Annotated in this window: 12 protein-coding genes; 3 read left to right on the forward strand and 9 right to left on the reverse strand. The window is 41.7% G+C overall.

Translation table 11 applies throughout. The annotated features are described in order from the left end of the window. Nucleotides 1–205: 205 nt before the first annotated feature. Both EKC99_RS10850 and EKC99_RS10855 read right to left on the reverse strand, forming a co-directional pair. Nucleotides 206–2,266 (reverse strand): heavy metal translocating P-type ATPase, encoded by a 2,061-nt coding sequence (locus tag EKC99_RS10850; protein ID WP_163151850.1) that lies wholly within the window; start codon nt 2,264–2,266, stop codon nt 206–208. 11 nt (nt 2,267–2,277) lie between these two features. After that, complete coding sequence (locus tag EKC99_RS10855; RefSeq protein ID WP_163151852.1) at nt 2,278–2,577, reverse strand: ArsR/SmtB family transcription factor; 300 nt, start codon at nt 2,575–2,577, stop codon at nt 2,278–2,280. Between the two features lie 73 nt (nt 2,578–2,650). On the opposite strand from EKC99_RS10855, the gene tnpC reads away from it, so the two are divergent. Beyond that, the gene (tnpC, locus tag EKC99_RS10860) at nt 2,651–4,099 is read left to right on the forward strand and encodes an IS66 family transposase (RefSeq protein ID WP_163151853.1); all 1,449 of its coding nucleotides are present in this window, start codon (nt 2,651–2,653) and stop codon (nt 4,097–4,099) included. Between the two features lie 193 nt (nt 4,100–4,292). Here tnpC and EKC99_RS10865 read toward each other — a convergent pair whose 3' ends face one another. The 5 genes from EKC99_RS10865 to EKC99_RS10885 all read right to left on the reverse strand — a co-directional run bounded on the left by EKC99_RS10865 (nt 4,293) and on the right by EKC99_RS10885 (nt 9,925). Next, nucleotides 4,293–5,012: an exonuclease domain-containing protein gene (locus EKC99_RS10865; protein WP_163151855.1), complete on the reverse strand. Its 720-nt coding sequence runs from the start codon at nt 5,010–5,012 to the stop codon at nt 4,293–4,295. Nucleotides 5,013–5,015: 3 nt separating this feature from the next. Further along, on the reverse strand, nt 5,016–6,044 hold the full coding sequence (locus EKC99_RS10870) for a DUF294 nucleotidyltransferase-like domain-containing protein (RefSeq protein WP_163151857.1): 1,029 nt from the start codon (nt 6,042–6,044) through the stop codon (nt 5,016–5,018). A 13-nt stretch (nt 6,045–6,057) separates the two neighbouring features. Beyond that, the gene (locus EKC99_RS10875) at nt 6,058–7,371 is read right to left on the reverse strand and encodes an ammonium transporter (RefSeq protein WP_035067291.1); all 1,314 of its coding nucleotides are present in this window, start codon (nt 7,369–7,371) and stop codon (nt 6,058–6,060) included. Nucleotides 7,372–7,528: 157 nt separating this feature from the next. Further along, nucleotides 7,529–8,917, reverse strand: a complete 1,389-nt coding sequence (locus EKC99_RS10880; protein WP_163151859.1) for a hypothetical protein — start codon at nt 8,915–8,917, stop codon at nt 7,529–7,531. 66 nt (nt 8,918–8,983) lie between these two features. After that, on the reverse strand, nt 8,984–9,925 hold the full coding sequence (locus tag EKC99_RS10885; protein ID WP_240468852.1) for an endonuclease I family protein: 942 nt from the start codon (nt 9,923–9,925) through the stop codon (nt 8,984–8,986). 370 nt (nt 9,926–10,295) lie between these two features. Between EKC99_RS10885 and EKC99_RS10890 the strand changes: the two genes are divergently transcribed. Beyond that, nucleotides 10,296–11,222 (forward strand): MBL fold metallo-hydrolase, encoded by a 927-nt coding sequence (locus EKC99_RS10890; protein ID WP_163151863.1) that lies wholly within the window; start codon nt 10,296–10,298, stop codon nt 11,220–11,222. Nucleotides 11,223–11,276: 54 nt separating this feature from the next. On the opposite strand, the gene EKC99_RS10895 is transcribed toward EKC99_RS10890, so the two are convergent. Both EKC99_RS10895 and EKC99_RS10900 read right to left on the reverse strand, forming a co-directional pair. After that, nucleotides 11,277–13,043 (reverse strand): ABC transporter ATP-binding protein, encoded by a 1,767-nt coding sequence (locus EKC99_RS10895; RefSeq protein ID WP_163151865.1) that lies wholly within the window; start codon nt 13,041–13,043, stop codon nt 11,277–11,279. Next, on the reverse strand, nt 13,040–14,794 hold the full coding sequence (locus EKC99_RS10900) for an ABC transporter transmembrane domain-containing protein (RefSeq protein ID WP_163151867.1): 1,755 nt from the start codon (nt 14,792–14,794) through the stop codon (nt 13,040–13,042). The genes EKC99_RS10895 and EKC99_RS10900 overlap by 4 nt, the downstream gene beginning before the upstream one ends. A 179-nt stretch (nt 14,795–14,973) precedes the next feature. Between EKC99_RS10900 and EKC99_RS10905 the strand changes: the two genes are divergently transcribed. Beyond that, complete coding sequence (locus tag EKC99_RS10905) at nt 14,974–16,194, forward strand: NAD(P)/FAD-dependent oxidoreductase (RefSeq protein ID WP_163151869.1); 1,221 nt, start codon at nt 14,974–14,976, stop codon at nt 16,192–16,194. Nucleotides 16,195–16,199: the final 5 nt, after the last annotated feature.

The following is a 16,199-nucleotide window of genomic DNA, read 5'->3' on the forward strand; positions in this document are numbered from 1 at the left end:
GGGCTCCACTCCTTTCTTTGGTTGTATTTTTTTCGCACTTACTACCTTACCAGGAGGAGAGCCCGTTTTTCATCTATTTTGCTTACATATCTGACAGGTTCCTTATTATACCAAATCAGGAACCTGTCTTTTTTTCTCCCACAAACATTTTACTCATACTCTAATATTTCTGAATAATATCCTTTTTTTAGAAAAGCGCACAATGTTACTTTGTGCGCTTCTCCCATAAAATTAATAAGCTTAGTACGCTAACAAAAATCGTTGCACCCATATCGGATAAAATAGCGATCCATAGGGTTAACCAACCTGGAATGGTTAATAGTAGCGCCATCGCTTTTAATGCGAGCGCTACCGCAATATTGAAACGAATCGTGCGATTCACTCGTCGAGCGATCGCGATCGCTTCTGGCAATTTCCCTAGATGATCTTGCATCAAAACAACATCCGCTGTTTCGATTGCGCTATCTGTCCCTTTCCCCATCGCAATTCCAACATGCGCATGGGCAAGCGCTGGCGCGTCGTTCATTCCATCCCCTATCATTGCTACGATATCGTCCTTCATTAACTGTTTTATTTTTTCTACTTTCTGTTCAGGAACAAGCTGAGCGAATACATCTGTCACTCCTACTTGCTTTGCTACTTGTTCCGCTGTTTTTTCGTGATCTCCTGTTAACATTACTGTACGACGAATACCGATACGATGCAGTTGCTTTATCACCGCTTGACTCTCTTCGCGCACTTCATCAGCAATGCCAAATAAGCCGAGTACATGTTGTTCATCCGCTACAAAAACGATCGTCCGGCCTTCACTTTTTAACTTCTCCGCATCTTTTTGAATTTCCTCGGACAGATCTTGTTGATCAAACATTCGTTCATTTCCAATTCGATAGCGCTTCCCATCTATTTTCCCTTCTATTCCGCTTCCTGTTCTCGTCTCAATTTGTTCGGGTTGTTCATATGAAACATCATGTTGCTGTGCTTTTTGGACAATCGCTCGCGCAAGTGGATGGGAAGATACGCTTTCTAACGATGCGGCAATACGAAGCAGTTCATTTTCGTCAATATATGCAATGACATCCGTGACATGAGGCTTCCCTTTTGTAATTGTCCCTGTTTTATCAAAAGCAATCGTACGGACACGACCAAGCGTCTCTAAATGAACGCCTCCTTTCACTAACACTCCTTTTTTCGCGTTGCGCGTCATACCAGCTAACAAAGCTATAGGAGAAGATAAAATAAGCGCGCAAGGACAACCAACAATTAAAACCGCTAAACCTTGATATAATGCATCGTGCCAAGGTACTCCAAACGCTAAAGGTGGGATCGTCATCACGAATAACGAAATCACCATAATGAATGGAGTATAGTATTTCGCAAAGCGATGAATAAACAATTCAAGCGGTGTTTTTGTTTCTTGTGCTTCTTGCACAAGATGTAATATTTTAGATAAAGAACTGTCTTTATATTGTTTTGTAATTTGGACGTGTAACACTCCTTCGTTGTTCACACTTCCACCATACACACTCATTCCTGTTTCTTTTTCAATTGGCATCGATTCACCTGTAATCGCCGCTTCATTGACTGAACTTTTTCCTTGGATGACAACGCCGTCTGATGGAATTTTTTCACCGGGACGAACGAGCACCACATCTCCAACTTGTAACGAATCAACCGAAACGGCACGCGTTTGCCCGTTATATATGACAAGCGCTTCTTTTGGTACTTGTTTTAGCAACATATCAAGCGATCGCCGCGCCCGTTCCATGCCTAATCCTTCTAAATATTCGTTTATGCCAAATAAAATGGCAACAACCGTCGCTTCTTTCCACTCCCCGATCCCAAATGCTCCGATAAGTGCAATCGTCATCAACGTATCCATGTTGAAACGAAAACGAACGACATTTTTCAGCCCTTTGATAAACGTTTTATATCCGCTCAATGCTGTCGCCATGATATAAATGATGACGACTTCTTTACCGATAAATCGTTCGAATAAAAGTGCCATAACAAAAAGGAAAATAGATGTGCCAACGAGATAAAGAAGAGGATTTCGTTTTCTTTGTGCCTGCTCATCTTCTGCCATATATGCCCCATCTGTCGCCAAAATCGCACGGACTTTTTCTAAATCTATGCGTTCATTCACACGCAATTTTCCGCTACTGTAGCTTAACGTCGCTCCTTCTCCATATGGAAGCGACTGAATTTGTTCTTCTAATGCTCGCGCACAATTTGCGCATGTCAATCCTTTCACTTGATACTCCTTCACTTTACTCACCCCTAATGGTCACGCGCGTGGCGTATCGTTTGTTCAAGAATGTGCAACACATGTTCATCGTCATACGAATAATATAACGTCGTTCCTTCCCTTCGATATTTCACAAGGCGTAAATTTTTTAAAAAGCGGAGCTGATGAGATACGGTCGATTGTAGAAGCGACAGTCGATTTGCGATCTCTGTTACTGAACATTCACCCGATGAAAGTAAATGTAAAATGCGAATACGTGTCGGATCACTTAACGCTTTAAACGTTTGTGATACAATGAAAAGCGTTTCCTCATCGTAACTATTCAGCCACATGATCAAGTGAGCTGAATATTTTTTGCTTTTCCTGTCTATGATGTGAATATTGATAGACAAGGAGGTGAATCGCATGTTGACGGTACAACAAGCTGTATTTACAGTAGAGAACTTAATCGGCAAAGTTCAACAACAAAAACAGCTCATTCATCAACTCGTTCAAGAAAATGAACATTTGCGTCACGAAATCAAACAACTACGCAAAGAAAATGAACAACTGAAGTATCGCGTTCAAGAGCTGGAAGCACGCACGAAAAAGAACAGCTCCAATAGCCATTTGCCCCCATCTTCTGACCGTTTTGCCAACACACGTTCTTCTCGCAAGCCATCTGGCAACAAGCCAGGCGGACAAGAAGGACATCAAGGAACGACGCTCCGTCAAGTGGAACATCCGCATCATCGTGTCGTCCACCGTGTGCATACGTGTCAAGGATGTGGGGCTTCTTTGCGTGAAGTCAAACCGTTCAAAGTCGATATCCGTCAAGTGTTTGATGTCCCTCCTGTGGCGATCGAGGTGACACAACATGAACGTGAAGTGAAATCGTGTCCACATTGTCGATGTGTTCAACAAGCCGAATTCCCAGCCCATGTCACGAATCATGTGCAATACGGTCCACGGCTCACGGCGCTCGTTGTTTATTTGCATCATATCCAATTGATCCCTTACAAGCGTTTAAGTGATACAATCGAAGCGTTATATCAACACTCAATCAGTACAGGAACCCTTGCCAATATGGTGAAACGAGGACGCGAAGCGCTGGAATCAAATATGGACATCATCGAAGACGCCTTACTTGAATCCAACATCCTGCATGTCGATGAAACGAGTTTGCGCATCAAGGGGAAACTCGCATGGGTGCATGTCGCGTGCACATCGAAATATACGTACGTGGCTCCTCACGCTTCTCGTGGAAAAAAAGCGACCGATGATATCGGGATTCTTCCGCGATATGAAGGGACGATGATGCACGATGCGTTCGGTACGTATCCGAAATACACACATGCCACCCATGCCCTTTGTCATGCCCACCATTTGCGTGAGTTAAAAGGATTCATCGAACAGGGGCATACATGGGCATCGCGCATGACGACGTTTCTGTTAGCCGCCAAACAGGCCGTCGAAGCTCATCACGGTGCGCTTTCCGAAGAAGAAGCGAAACGATGGGAACGAGTGTATGATCGCATCCTAGAAAGAGCACAACACCGATTGGAAACGGCGACGCCTCTTCCGAAAAAAGCCCTCGCTTTTGTTCGACGCCTTCAAAAACGAAAGGAAGAAGCGTTGCGTTTCTTACGTGAAGTGCATGTTCCCTTTGACAACAACCAAGCCGAACGCGATCTTCGCATGGTTAAAGTCAAAGAGAACATTTCGGGTACATTTCGCGAAGAAACATTCGCCCAGTCTTTTTGCATCACAAGAAGCATCATTTCCACACTGACGAAACACGAAAAAAACGTGTGGGATTCGTTATGTCTTCTGTTGACAGGCGAAACGCTCGATCGTGTTCTTTCTACCACTTAGGGCATTTTCTATTACGGGGATGCCTTATTTGTGTTGCGCTCCTTTACATACTACTATCGGGATGAATAGTTACTCCTCATCTAACGGCTCATATAATTCTTCCATATAGATCCCCTTTCTTTCAATATATGAATATATGTTCATATAAGTTAATGAAATTGTATAATTTTCCGAAAAAAAAGTCAACATTCATTTATGAACGTTGACTAAGTAACGCATATAAATCATGTAGCGTGTCGATTTTCAACCGTTGCAAGTCTACAAAAACCCGCTTCCAAACTTCAAATAAACTCATAACATCTCCTTTCGCTGTATGACGATCAACAGGGGATAAATGGTAAAACGATAATGCATCATCAAGTGTTGGGAATGAATGATGATATATACATTCCATTATTCTCCTCATTTCGATCGCGGTTTGTTGCAAAACTATACGATAGTTACGCGATAAAAATTCATTTAAAAATGCAACGTCGTGCTGAATATGATAACCGATTAAAATACTGCCCTTCAAAAAAGAAAGAATATAATGAATCTCCTCTTCAAGCGAAGGGGCACATGCCACATCGTCATTTGTTATGCCCGTCAGTGCGACAATATGCTCTGGAATCGGACGCTTTGGGCGAAAGTGAGAACAATACAAGTCAAACGCTTCACCTTTTTTTGTTTTTAAAGCTGCAAGTGAAAAAATTTCATCCCCTCTTTGAGGCGAAAAACCTGTCGTCTCTGTATCTAATAAAATAAATGTCACGTCAGAAAGTGGTGTTTCGAGCGCATACGTATGTTTCTTTGCTTCTTTCATCATTTTTCGAATCCATGCCTCTTGCTGAAAAGCTGGACCGACCGCTGTGGCTTGATCATACCGAAGCCCAAGCGATAATACGCGGTTAATCCATTGAAACGGTCGCTCCATCAATTACACCCACTTCCTTACATCACGTTGCATTTTTTTCGCTACCGTCATCGCGTTTTTTAATCGTCTTTTCTCTTCCTTCGATAAATGTCGTATTGCTAAATGACTTCCTTCTAACGAACATCGTAAGCGAAAATACAAAAACGTCTGAAGCGCTTTTTCAATACGTTCAAATTGTTGTTGCGAGCAGCCATGTTCATCATACCAACGCGTTAACCGCTCAAATGTTGAATAAGCATGAACAAATTGTTTTTGAACAGCAACCCATTTCAACACATGATTGAGCTGAACATATCCTCCTTGTTTTATATCAAGCATGCCGCTGTTCTCCCCCCAACGTTCGACGTACACCCGTCCAAAAGGCCCAATCGGCACAAAAGGAATACGAACGCTATCAATCATGCGGCTGCGCAAAGAAACAGTCGCCGCAATCTTTTTATATAATGTCGTTTTCAGCTGATTAGCAAGTGCATATTCTCCATAAATTGGACGCATATCAGCTAACATAGATAAATAGCGAATATCATCTATATGTTCGTTTGTTACATATTTTTCAATTTGTTCATGCCATTCTCCAACTTCTTTCAACCATCTTTCGTTTGTTGCCATCACATAACCAGGACAATACGGATAACCAATTTCGTTCAAAAAAAGAACGCCGATACGTGCATACTCACGCATATATATATAACAATCGTCTTTTTCGCTATGCAAACATGAAAAAATCACTCCGTTATCTTGATCAGTCCAAACGGTCGGTTCCTTTCGCCCACTGCTCCCCATCACAAACCAACAAAAAGAAGAAGGTTTTTTGCCGATTCCTTGCCGATCAACTTCTCGTTCAGCTAACAGCAACGCTTGTTTCATGAGCGCATCGTGGCACATACAAAGCGCATCGTATACATCAAATATGCTATAAAAAGAAAATGAAAGAGAAGAGAGGAGAAAAGCAACTTCATCATGAAGTTGCTTTAGTTGTGTCGTATCGCTACATTGTTCCGTCCGAGCGACAATGGTGTCCAAAGCATTCATACGATCACCATTTTCATAACGAACGAGATGAAACAGCGGTTGGTGGCTGTTGATAATTTGGGTCTAAATGCTCTGGATACCCATATGAACCATGCTCACTAATATCAAGGCCAGAAATTTCTTGATCAGGTGTCACACGTAAGCCGATCGTCTTTTTCAAAACATATAAGATCATAAACGAAACAATAGCCACATACACCGCTGCACCTAAAACACCAATCGTTTGAACAAGAAGCTGATCCACTCCTCCGCCATAAAATAACCCCGGTTTTCCAATCCCTGTTTTTTCCACAAGGCGTGGCGAAGCGAAAAAGCCAGTTGAAATCGTCCCAACAATGCCGGCTATGCCATGAACAGAAAATGCGTAAATCGGATCGTCAATACCTTTTCGTTCAAAATATACAGACGTCCAAAATGTAAATGATCCAGCAACAGCCCCAATGACCGCCGCCGCCCACGGCTCAACGAATGCACATGCTGCTGTAATCGCAACGAGTGCGGCTAATACACCGTTGACCATCGCAGGAATATCCGCTTTCCCAACAAGCCATTTTGCTGTCAAAATAGAAGCGATCGCTCCGGCTGCTGCTGCAATATTTGTTGTTAAAGCTACATAACCAAAAAATCCATCTGCTGTCCCCATTGTACTCCCTGCATTAAATCCAAACCAACCAACCCATAAGACGAAGCCACCGATAACGGTATATACTTGGTTATGCCCTGGAATGTAGTTCGGCGTCCCATCTTTGTTGAATTTTCCAATTCGTGGTCCTAGTAACAGCGTTGCGACTAATGCGGCAATGGCTCCTTGTAAATGAACAACTGTTGAACCCGCAAAGTCTTGCATTCCCATTTCTCCGAGCCAGCCACCTCCCCATACCCAATGACCGATCACAGGGTAAATAGCGACGGTAAAAATCGTCCCGAAAATAAAGTAAACAGATAATTTCGCTCGTTCAGCGAATCCTCCCCACGCAATCGCTAAAGATACACCAACAAAAGCCAGTTGGAATAAAAATTTTAATTCAAGCGGTACATTCGCCCATGAAAGTGAGGAGAACGTTTCTGTTCCTTCTTTTAAAAACCATCCTTCTGTGCCAATGAACCCATTTCCTTTTCCAAATGTAATGGCGAAACCTGCCGCCCAAAATGCAAGTGAGGCAATCGCAAAACTTAATATTTGTTTTCCGGCGACATGGCCAGCATTTTTCATTCGTGTCGAACCCGCTTCTAACAAAGCAAATCCGACTTGCATTCCAATGACTAAAATGGCACCTAACATGACCCAAAGTGAATCAAGCGCCAAACTCAACTGTACTTCATTCATTCTCATCTCTCCTTTATGTCATTTTTTATAACATTTATGGTTATAATATATTACACAAAGAGATAGAAATGCAACATTTTTTTTGAAAATTTTTTATTTATACGTTACTTTTTATAACATAGAAAAAAGAGTGCCTCGTTGGAGACACTCTTTATAACTAAATAAGAAACATCGCAACCACTGTCGTTACAGTTAACCCGACAATAACTGGCACAACATTTCGTCTTGCTAATTCAAATGGGCTGACACCACAAATGGCAGCTGCTGGAATGAGCGCCCAAGGCACTAATGTTCCTCCCCCAACCCAAATTGCTGCGATTTGACCAAGTGCTGTCAATGTCGCAATCCCCGTTCCAATTGCTGCTGCAAACAATTTTGCAATGGAGCCGACAAGGGAAATACCTGAAAATCCCGAGCCATCCAAGCCTGTAATGGCTCCTACCCCAGCTAATGTCACAGCTCCAACTTCTTTACTTAATGGAACGATATTCGATAAAGCAACACCTAAGTCATTCACAATGCCATGCGACTGTTTTGGTAAAAAATCACCGATAATCGTTTGAAATCCTGAATCTCCTAAATAAAAGAATGCTGCAATTGGGATGACCGGACCGAACACTTTAAACCCAAATTGAAATCCTTGAATGAACAAGTCTGTAATTTGTTCTAAACTTTTCTTTTTATATGCGACGACTGATAAGAGAGATAAAATGAAAATAGCTGTTCCACCAATTAACGCAGTTGCATCTCCGCCTTGCAATTGAAAATAATACATCGCTACAACGTCTAGGCCAAATAAAATCGGAATAAGAAATGCAAACGTAACTTTCATTCGTTTTGTTAATAAATGAGACTGTACTTCATTTTCAGCGATAGCAACCGCTTCGCCTTGTTGAATGTTCCCTCTTTCCATATCGCGACGCAACAAGAAAAACGCGGTTGTCACTGTGACTATTCCCATCACAAAGACGAGCGGAATGCTTGCGGAAATGACTTCGGAAACAGGAATACCTGCCGCATCTGCTGTTAATTTCGGTGCCCCTTGAATAATAAAATCACCTGATAGCGCAATGCCATGTCCGAATAAATTCATCGCCATCGCTACCCCTAACGCAGGTAATCCTACACGAACAGCGACCGGTAACAACACCGCTCCAAGCAACGCTACAGCAGGTGATGGCCAGAAAAACCACGAGATAACCATCATTAATATCCCGATCGTCCAATAAGCTAACGTTGGGGTGCGAATCAATTTCGCAAACGGCGCAATCATCACTTCATTCATTCCTGTGATCGTCAGAAGCTTACTCATTGATACGATAATAGATATGACAAGAATGGTCGGAAGAAGTTCGGTGATTGCGTAAATGAAACTTTTAAAAATCGTGCTAATAGAAAGTGGCAAAGAGCCTGTCGCTGTCATCGCTAACAAAAAGATGCCAATCATACAAGCTAACGATGTATCTTTACGCCAAATCATTAACGCGATAATGATACAAATAAACGAGACGTAAATCCAATGTAACGCTGTTAACTCCACACCCATCGTTCTCTTCCCCTTTTCATAAACTGTAATACAGCATATGAAAAAGAGGGGGATGTGTGCGAACGCCTAACCACTTTTACGTCCAATCAAAAAATAAATCTGTTCAACAAGATGCGGTTTATCTATGAACGGATTGCGATTTCCTTGAATACGAAAAATAGCCGCGTTACGATGTTTTTCATACATTGTAACAGGAAACTGTTTATGCCATTGAATAAGCAACGAAATGTTTATTTGATCAATAAACGGTTGTTTGATCGCTCGCGGATAACGAACGAGGAAATACAACATCGCTCGCGCCACCGCCCCTTTTCCGTGTTCAGGCTCAAAATATTCTCCGTATGCTACTCCACAGTCATTTTGAACCATTTCATAAGGGGACTCTGGTTCATAAAATGGAAAATCTGCATAAGGAAAATTCGAACGGATCGAATTACAACGTGGTTCACAAACGAATAAGTGATGCAAATCTCCTTTCATCGGCTCTTTCGCCCCAAACCAAGATTGCGGAACGACATGCTCGGCATTAAATTTGAATTGTCGATCGACCATTTTCATCTTTTGTTCAAGATCGAGTTCACCCTTTTTTGCTTTTTTCACAAGTTGAATAAATTGTTCATATCGCTTTTGAATCGTCTCATAGTCTTGTAAAATAACCGTGCGCGGATCTTTCTTTTTTCCTGAATAAATACTTTTTACTGTTCCATCCGGCTGCAAATCAACCCATGTGTACAAATAGTAATCTTTGCTTAGAAAATAAGGGATGCGGCGTATATGTGTCCGCTTGATTAAATCGTGATATGCTCGAAATAAAAACGTTCCGTCCGTTTGATCATGAATATGCTCATAATATCGTTCAATAATGCGCGCCTCTTCTTTTTCGTTATAATATAAATCGTTTTGCTGATGAATTTTTTGTTGGTTTTGAATTAATTCTTGTAAAATCTCTTCTTGTTTTTCTTCCCAATGCTTCAACTGTTCCGCATGTTGAAGTACAACATCTTCCACCTTTCTTCTCCCCAATCATTTTTTTACTATAATGTATTCATATATGATCCATTATGACGCGGCCATGTCATCTTCTTTCGCTTCATATTATCCATTATAGTTAATATGTGAACAATAAAAAATAGAACTGAGCATATGTTATGCCCAGTTTCTTCCCCCTCGTTCAACACATATTTAACAATTTTTTCTTTGGCTCTGATATATTTTAAACTTCACTACGACAAGATGCGGATGTTTTGCGGATGACTTGCTTCATTTTCTCATTGTCAAGAGAAACATTTTCATACGAACAAAAAAATTAAAGAAATCATCGTGTATACTTATATATACTGAATGCTCAAATGAAACACCCATATTGGAGGAGAAGAAAATGGGAAAACGATATGAAAATTTAGATGGGGTATACACAACAAAAACATTTGCTGATTTACGGCGTTGGTATGCGGAAAGAAGACAAAAAAAGAAAGATTGGTCATATACTTTGCCCCGTGAATATATTGACCCTTCTTTGCTGCATACAAATAAAAAGCAAACGTTGCTCACATGGATAGGGCACGCAACATTTATTATTCAAATAAATGGCTTAACCATCGTTACAGATCCGGTTTGGGCAAAACGATTAGGAACGATTCGCAGACTAACTGATCCGGCCATTCCGATTTATGATGTACCTCCTGTTGATGTCATACTAATTTCTCATAGCCACTATGACCATTTACATTTCTCAAGCATAAAACAGCTAAAAGGAAACCCTCTCATCCTCGTTCCAAGCGGGTTACGTCCATCCTTTCTGAAAAGGGGGTTTAAGCGTGTCGTGGAATGCTGTTGGTGGGACACCGTTGTCGAACAAAATGTTTCGTTTACGTTCGTTCCTGCACAACACTGGTCAAAGCGGACACTATTTGATACGAATACATCCCATTGGGGCGGGTGGATCATTGACGCAAAAGAAAAACCAACGTTTTATTTCGCTGGGGATAGTGGATATTTTCGCGGGTTTCGCGCAATTGGGGAGCGTTTCCATATCGATTATGCGTTGTTGCCTATTGGGGCATATGAACCAGAATGGTTTATGGGGCCTCAACATGTGACACCAGAAGAAGCTGTACAAGCATTTGTCGATTGCCGTGCAAAAACATTTATTCCGATGCATTACGGTACATTTCCACTCGCTGACGATACACCAAAAGAAGCGCTAGATCGTCTATATACCGAATGGGAACGGCGCAACTTTCCAAGCGAGCAACTATGTGTACCAAAATTAGGGGAAATCGTATATTGCGAAACCGCCACTTAATATGGCGGTTTCGACAAATGTGCTTGACAAAACTGAAACAAACTTGAAAAACTTTTATATACATACATCTTCGGTTAACCCATTTTGCAAGACGTACATTCGATAATATAGCCCTCGTTTTGCAAGCAACTGTTGATGCGTGCCACGCTCAACAATTTCACCTTGATGCAAAACGAGAATTTGATCGGCATCTTGAATTGTTGATAAACGATGGGCAATCGCAATCGTCGTTCGCCCTTTTCTCATCTTTTCGAGCGCTTGTTGAATGGCTTCCTCTGTTTCTGTATCGATATTTGCCGTTGCTTCATCAAGCACTAATATTTTTGGATTGATCGCAATTGTACGAGCAAATGCAATGAGTTGACGTTGGCCGCTCGAAAACGTCGTCCCCCTCTCTGTCACGGGATGGTCGTACCCTTTTGGCAATTTTTCAATAAACGAATGGGCTTGAACAAATGTCGCAGCTTGTTCTATATCTTCATCTGTCAGACGTTTATGATGAAGTCGAATGTTATCTCGCACCGTCCCATAAAACAAAAACGGATCTTGAAGAACAAGGCCGATATTTTTTCGCAATTCTCTTTTCGGATATGCTTTAATGGAATGTCCATCAATCAAAATGTCCCCGCGTTCAAACTCGTAAAAGCGCATGAGCAGTTGAATGATCGAACTTTTTCCGCTTCCTGTATGACCGACGAGCGCAACTGTTTCTCCAGGTCGAGCGATAAACGAAATGTTTTTTAACACGTCGCGTTTTCCATCATAACTAAACGATACATTGCGAAATTCCACCGTTCCTTTTTCAATCACAAGTGGTTGCTCATATTGTTTCGGCTCTTCTTCTCGTTCATCTAACAATTGAAACACGCGCGACGAAGCAACGAGCGCTTGCTGAAACATCGATAGCCGCATCATCATTTGGTTAATCGGTTCAAAAAAACGCTCTAAATAATTGACGAAGGCGTATAACACACCGATTTCAACCGGACTTTGAAAAGAAGAGATGCCAAAATAACTTAAAACGACAATAAGCGAAAATACATAAACGACGTCTGTCGCTGGACGAAGCAATAAACTATCAAGTTTAATATTTTTCATTGCCGCTATATAATGTTTTTCGTTAATGTCTCCAAATTGTTCTCTCATCCGATTTTGTTGGCGGAACGCTTGGATGATCGCCATACCTTGAAGCGACTCATTTAACTTTGCATTCAGCTGGCTTAACCGCTCGCGCAAATCGCTATAAAACACCGAACTATACTTTCGATACGTACGAATAATGATATAAATAACCGGTAAAATTACTAAACAAAAAGTAGCTAAACGGACATCGAGCAAAAACATCGCAACAAACACACCAATTAAGAAAAAAGCACTTTGGATAAATGTGACGAGCACTTCAACAAACATTTCTTTAATCGCTTCCGTATCATTTGTCACTCGCGATACGATGCTCCCCGCTGGCGTCTGGTCAAAATAGCGCATTCCTAACGATTGTACTTTCGCAAATACATCGATGCGCAGCTGTTGAATAATTTTTAGCGCAATTTCTTGAAACTTCAGCAATTGAAAGTAAGAAAGAACGACTTTCGCAATGTGGATCGTGACGTAGGCAGCTGCTAATCCGATCATCGCTTGAAGCGGAAATGTCATATGTGTTAAGTAGTCATCAATAAACACTTTTACAATAATCGGGCCGAGCACTTCGCCCGCAGTCGTTAAGGCTAAAAGAAAAAAAGCAAAAAACAGTGACTTTCGATGCGGGATCGCATAGCTCATGAGCCGCATAAACACTTGCCGTTGATTCATATTCGATTTCATTGCGCACCTCCACGTTCCACAAACTGTTCGAGCTGTTGGCGAACATACATATCCCGATACCAACCGTCTTGGGCCACAAGCTCTTCGTGCGTACCTCGCTGAACAATGTTTCCATCTTCAAGCACTAAAATTAAATGCGCGTGTTGAATGGCACTTAACCGATGCGTCGCAATAATCGTCGTTTTGCCGGCTCGATTTTCTTTCAACGCTCGTAAAATGCGTTCTTCCGTTTGAGCATCGACTGCGGATAGCGAGTCGTCTAAAATAAGCACTTCCGGATCAAGGAGCAATGCACGCGCAATCGATAGCCGTTGCTTTTGTCCTCCCGATAAAGACACACCTCTTTCACCAACAACTGTTTCATACCCTTCTGGAAACTGTACAATATCATCATGCACTTGAGCGAGTTTGGCGACATGCTCTACTTCTTCTTGACTGGCATCTGGTCGAGCAAAAGCAATATTGTCACGAATGGAGGCAGAAAAAAGAAAATGATCTTGTGGTACATAACCAATCGCTTCGCGCAATCGTTCTAACCGATATTGTGTAATCGAATGTCCGCCAAAATAAACGTCTCCATCCATCCCAACAAACTCACGCAATAACACTTTTAAAAGCGTCGTTTTTCCGGCTCCTGTTTTCCCAACAATTCCTAACGTTTCTCCTTTTTTTAATGTAAACTGAATGTGCTGTAATGTTGGCTTCGTTTCATTCGGATACGTAAAGGAGCGAATATCGTACGTGATGTCACCTGTTGGTACTTCATCAAGTAACCCTTCCTTTTCTTGTATATCTGGTTTTTCGCGCAACAACGAGGAAACACGGTCATACGAAGCGCGACCGCGTTCGACAATATTAAATAACCATCCGAACGCTAACATTGGCCAAATGAGAAGCCCTAAATACATCGTAAAAGAAACGAGTTGCCCAATTGTCAACTCTCCTTGCACGACAAAACGGGCACCAAAAACGATCGCTAAAAAAAACGACACGCCGACAATAAGCGAAATCGTTGGATCAAACAACGAATCAATGCGAGCAACCGCCATATTTTTTCGAACGACATCATCCGCTTGTACTCGAAACGACTCAATTTCTTCTTTTTCTTGTCCGAACGTTTTTATTACTTTTATGCCTGCAATGCTTTCTTGCACTTTATCGTTTAAAGCGGAAAAAGCCTCTTGCGCATGATGAAAACGTTGATGAAGCAACGACCCGTAGTAGCTTGTTAAATAAGCCATGAGCGGCATTGGCAATAAACAAATGAGCGTTAGTTTCCAACTAATTGTAAATGCCATCGTCGCAATCACAAATCCGCCGATGCATAGTGAATCAACAAGCGTTAAAACACCAACACCCGCTGTTTGCTGGATCGCTTGTAAATCATTTGTCGCATGTGCCATTAAATCACCGATGCGTCGATGTTGATAAAAAGACGGAGACATCGTTGTCAAGTGACCGTACAGCCGATCGCGCAACAGCCGAGCAAGCTTCGCCGCCGATCCAAAAATCATCGTCCGCCAAACGTAACGACAACCGTACATACAAATCGCAACGCCTGCGAGTAAGCTTAACCACATCGCAAGCTTTTCTTTCGTTAATTCTCCTGCTTTTATCGCATCAACAACGTGCCCAATCACTTTCGGTGGAACAAGCTCAAGCAACGACACAATCGCAAGTAATATAATTCCGATCATATATGCTTTTTTTTCTTGTTTAAAAAACCACATTAAGTCCAAAAATACTTTCACATTCCATCCCTACTTTCTTGTCATCCATGTGATGCTCCGTTTCATTTTATCAAATATTCCAAAAATAAGAAAGCTTTTTGCTATGTCAATATATAAATGACATTGTTGTTGCCGCATACTTTTACATATGCAGGTCAATATAAAAAAGACTAGAACGGAGAAGAAAGGTGGTTATTGCGATGGATTTACAAACTGGAAAGTTATATTGGCCAACGACATTTCCCGACGCTCCTTCGTATCCCCCTCTTGAGAGCGACATACAATGTGACGTGTTAATTGTCGGAGCGGGTGGTTCTGGGGCGTTATGTGCTTATTATTTAAGTGAAATGGATTTAGACGTCGTTGTCGTCGATAAAAGAAAAGCTGGATACGGGAGTACGATGACAAATACGGCACTAATTCAGTGTCTCGGAGATAAAATGTTTTTTGAGCTCGTTAACAGCTTTGGTGAAACATATGCTGCGCGCCATTTAACGCTTTGTCAACAAGCAGTCGATGAACTTGAACAAGCGGCCAGTCGTTTACATATCGATGTGGAATTTCAAAGAAGAGATAGTTTGTATTACGCAAGCGTGGCCGAAGATGTTCAAAAGCTCGAAAAAGAATATACAGCATTAAAAAAGCAAGGATATCCTGTTGTTTGGTTAGATGAACAACAAATTCGTCGCCATTATCCGTTTACAAAGCATGCCGCTTTATATACAACGGGGGATGGAGAATTAAACCCATATAAATTGACAATTGGTTTATTAGAATATGCGAAACAACGTGGGGTGCGTATTTTTGAAGAAACAGAAATCAACGGAAAAAAACTCGAACAACATATGGCAACATGCTATACGAAAAACGGGCATTCCATTCGAGCTCGAACAGTTATTTTTGCCGCAGGCTACGAAACGTTAGAAGTGAAACAAGAAAAAAAAGCGTTACTCGTTAGTTCATATGCTGTGATTACAAATCGTGTCAAAGATTTTTCAAGTTGGTATAAACGTACGCTTATTTGGGAGACGGCCCGTCCGTACGTGTATATGCGCACAACAGCTGACGATCGCATTATTATCGGAGGTCTGGATGAAAATACAGCTTATGCGGATGACCGCGACGCAAAGCTGATGCATAAAAAAGAACGACTCATCGAGGAATTTCATCGACTTTTCCCCGATATTCACGTCGTTCCTGAATTTTATTTAGCTGCCTTTTACGGCGGGACGCACGATGGCCTTCCGATGATTGGAGTGTACGATTCCTTTCCAAACTGTTATTTCGTCTATGCTTACGGAGATAACGGAACTGTGTATAGCACAGTCCTTGCTCAAATTTTACGCGACGTCATCACAGAAAAACAAAACGATGACTTTTATTTGTATATGCAAACGAGACCGAAACTCCCACAAACATAAGTGGG

The sequence above is a fragment of the Anoxybacillus sp. MB8 genome (assembly GCF_011006755.1).
Lineage (GTDB): Bacteria > Bacillota > Bacilli > Bacillales > Anoxybacillaceae > Anoxybacillus > Anoxybacillus gonensis.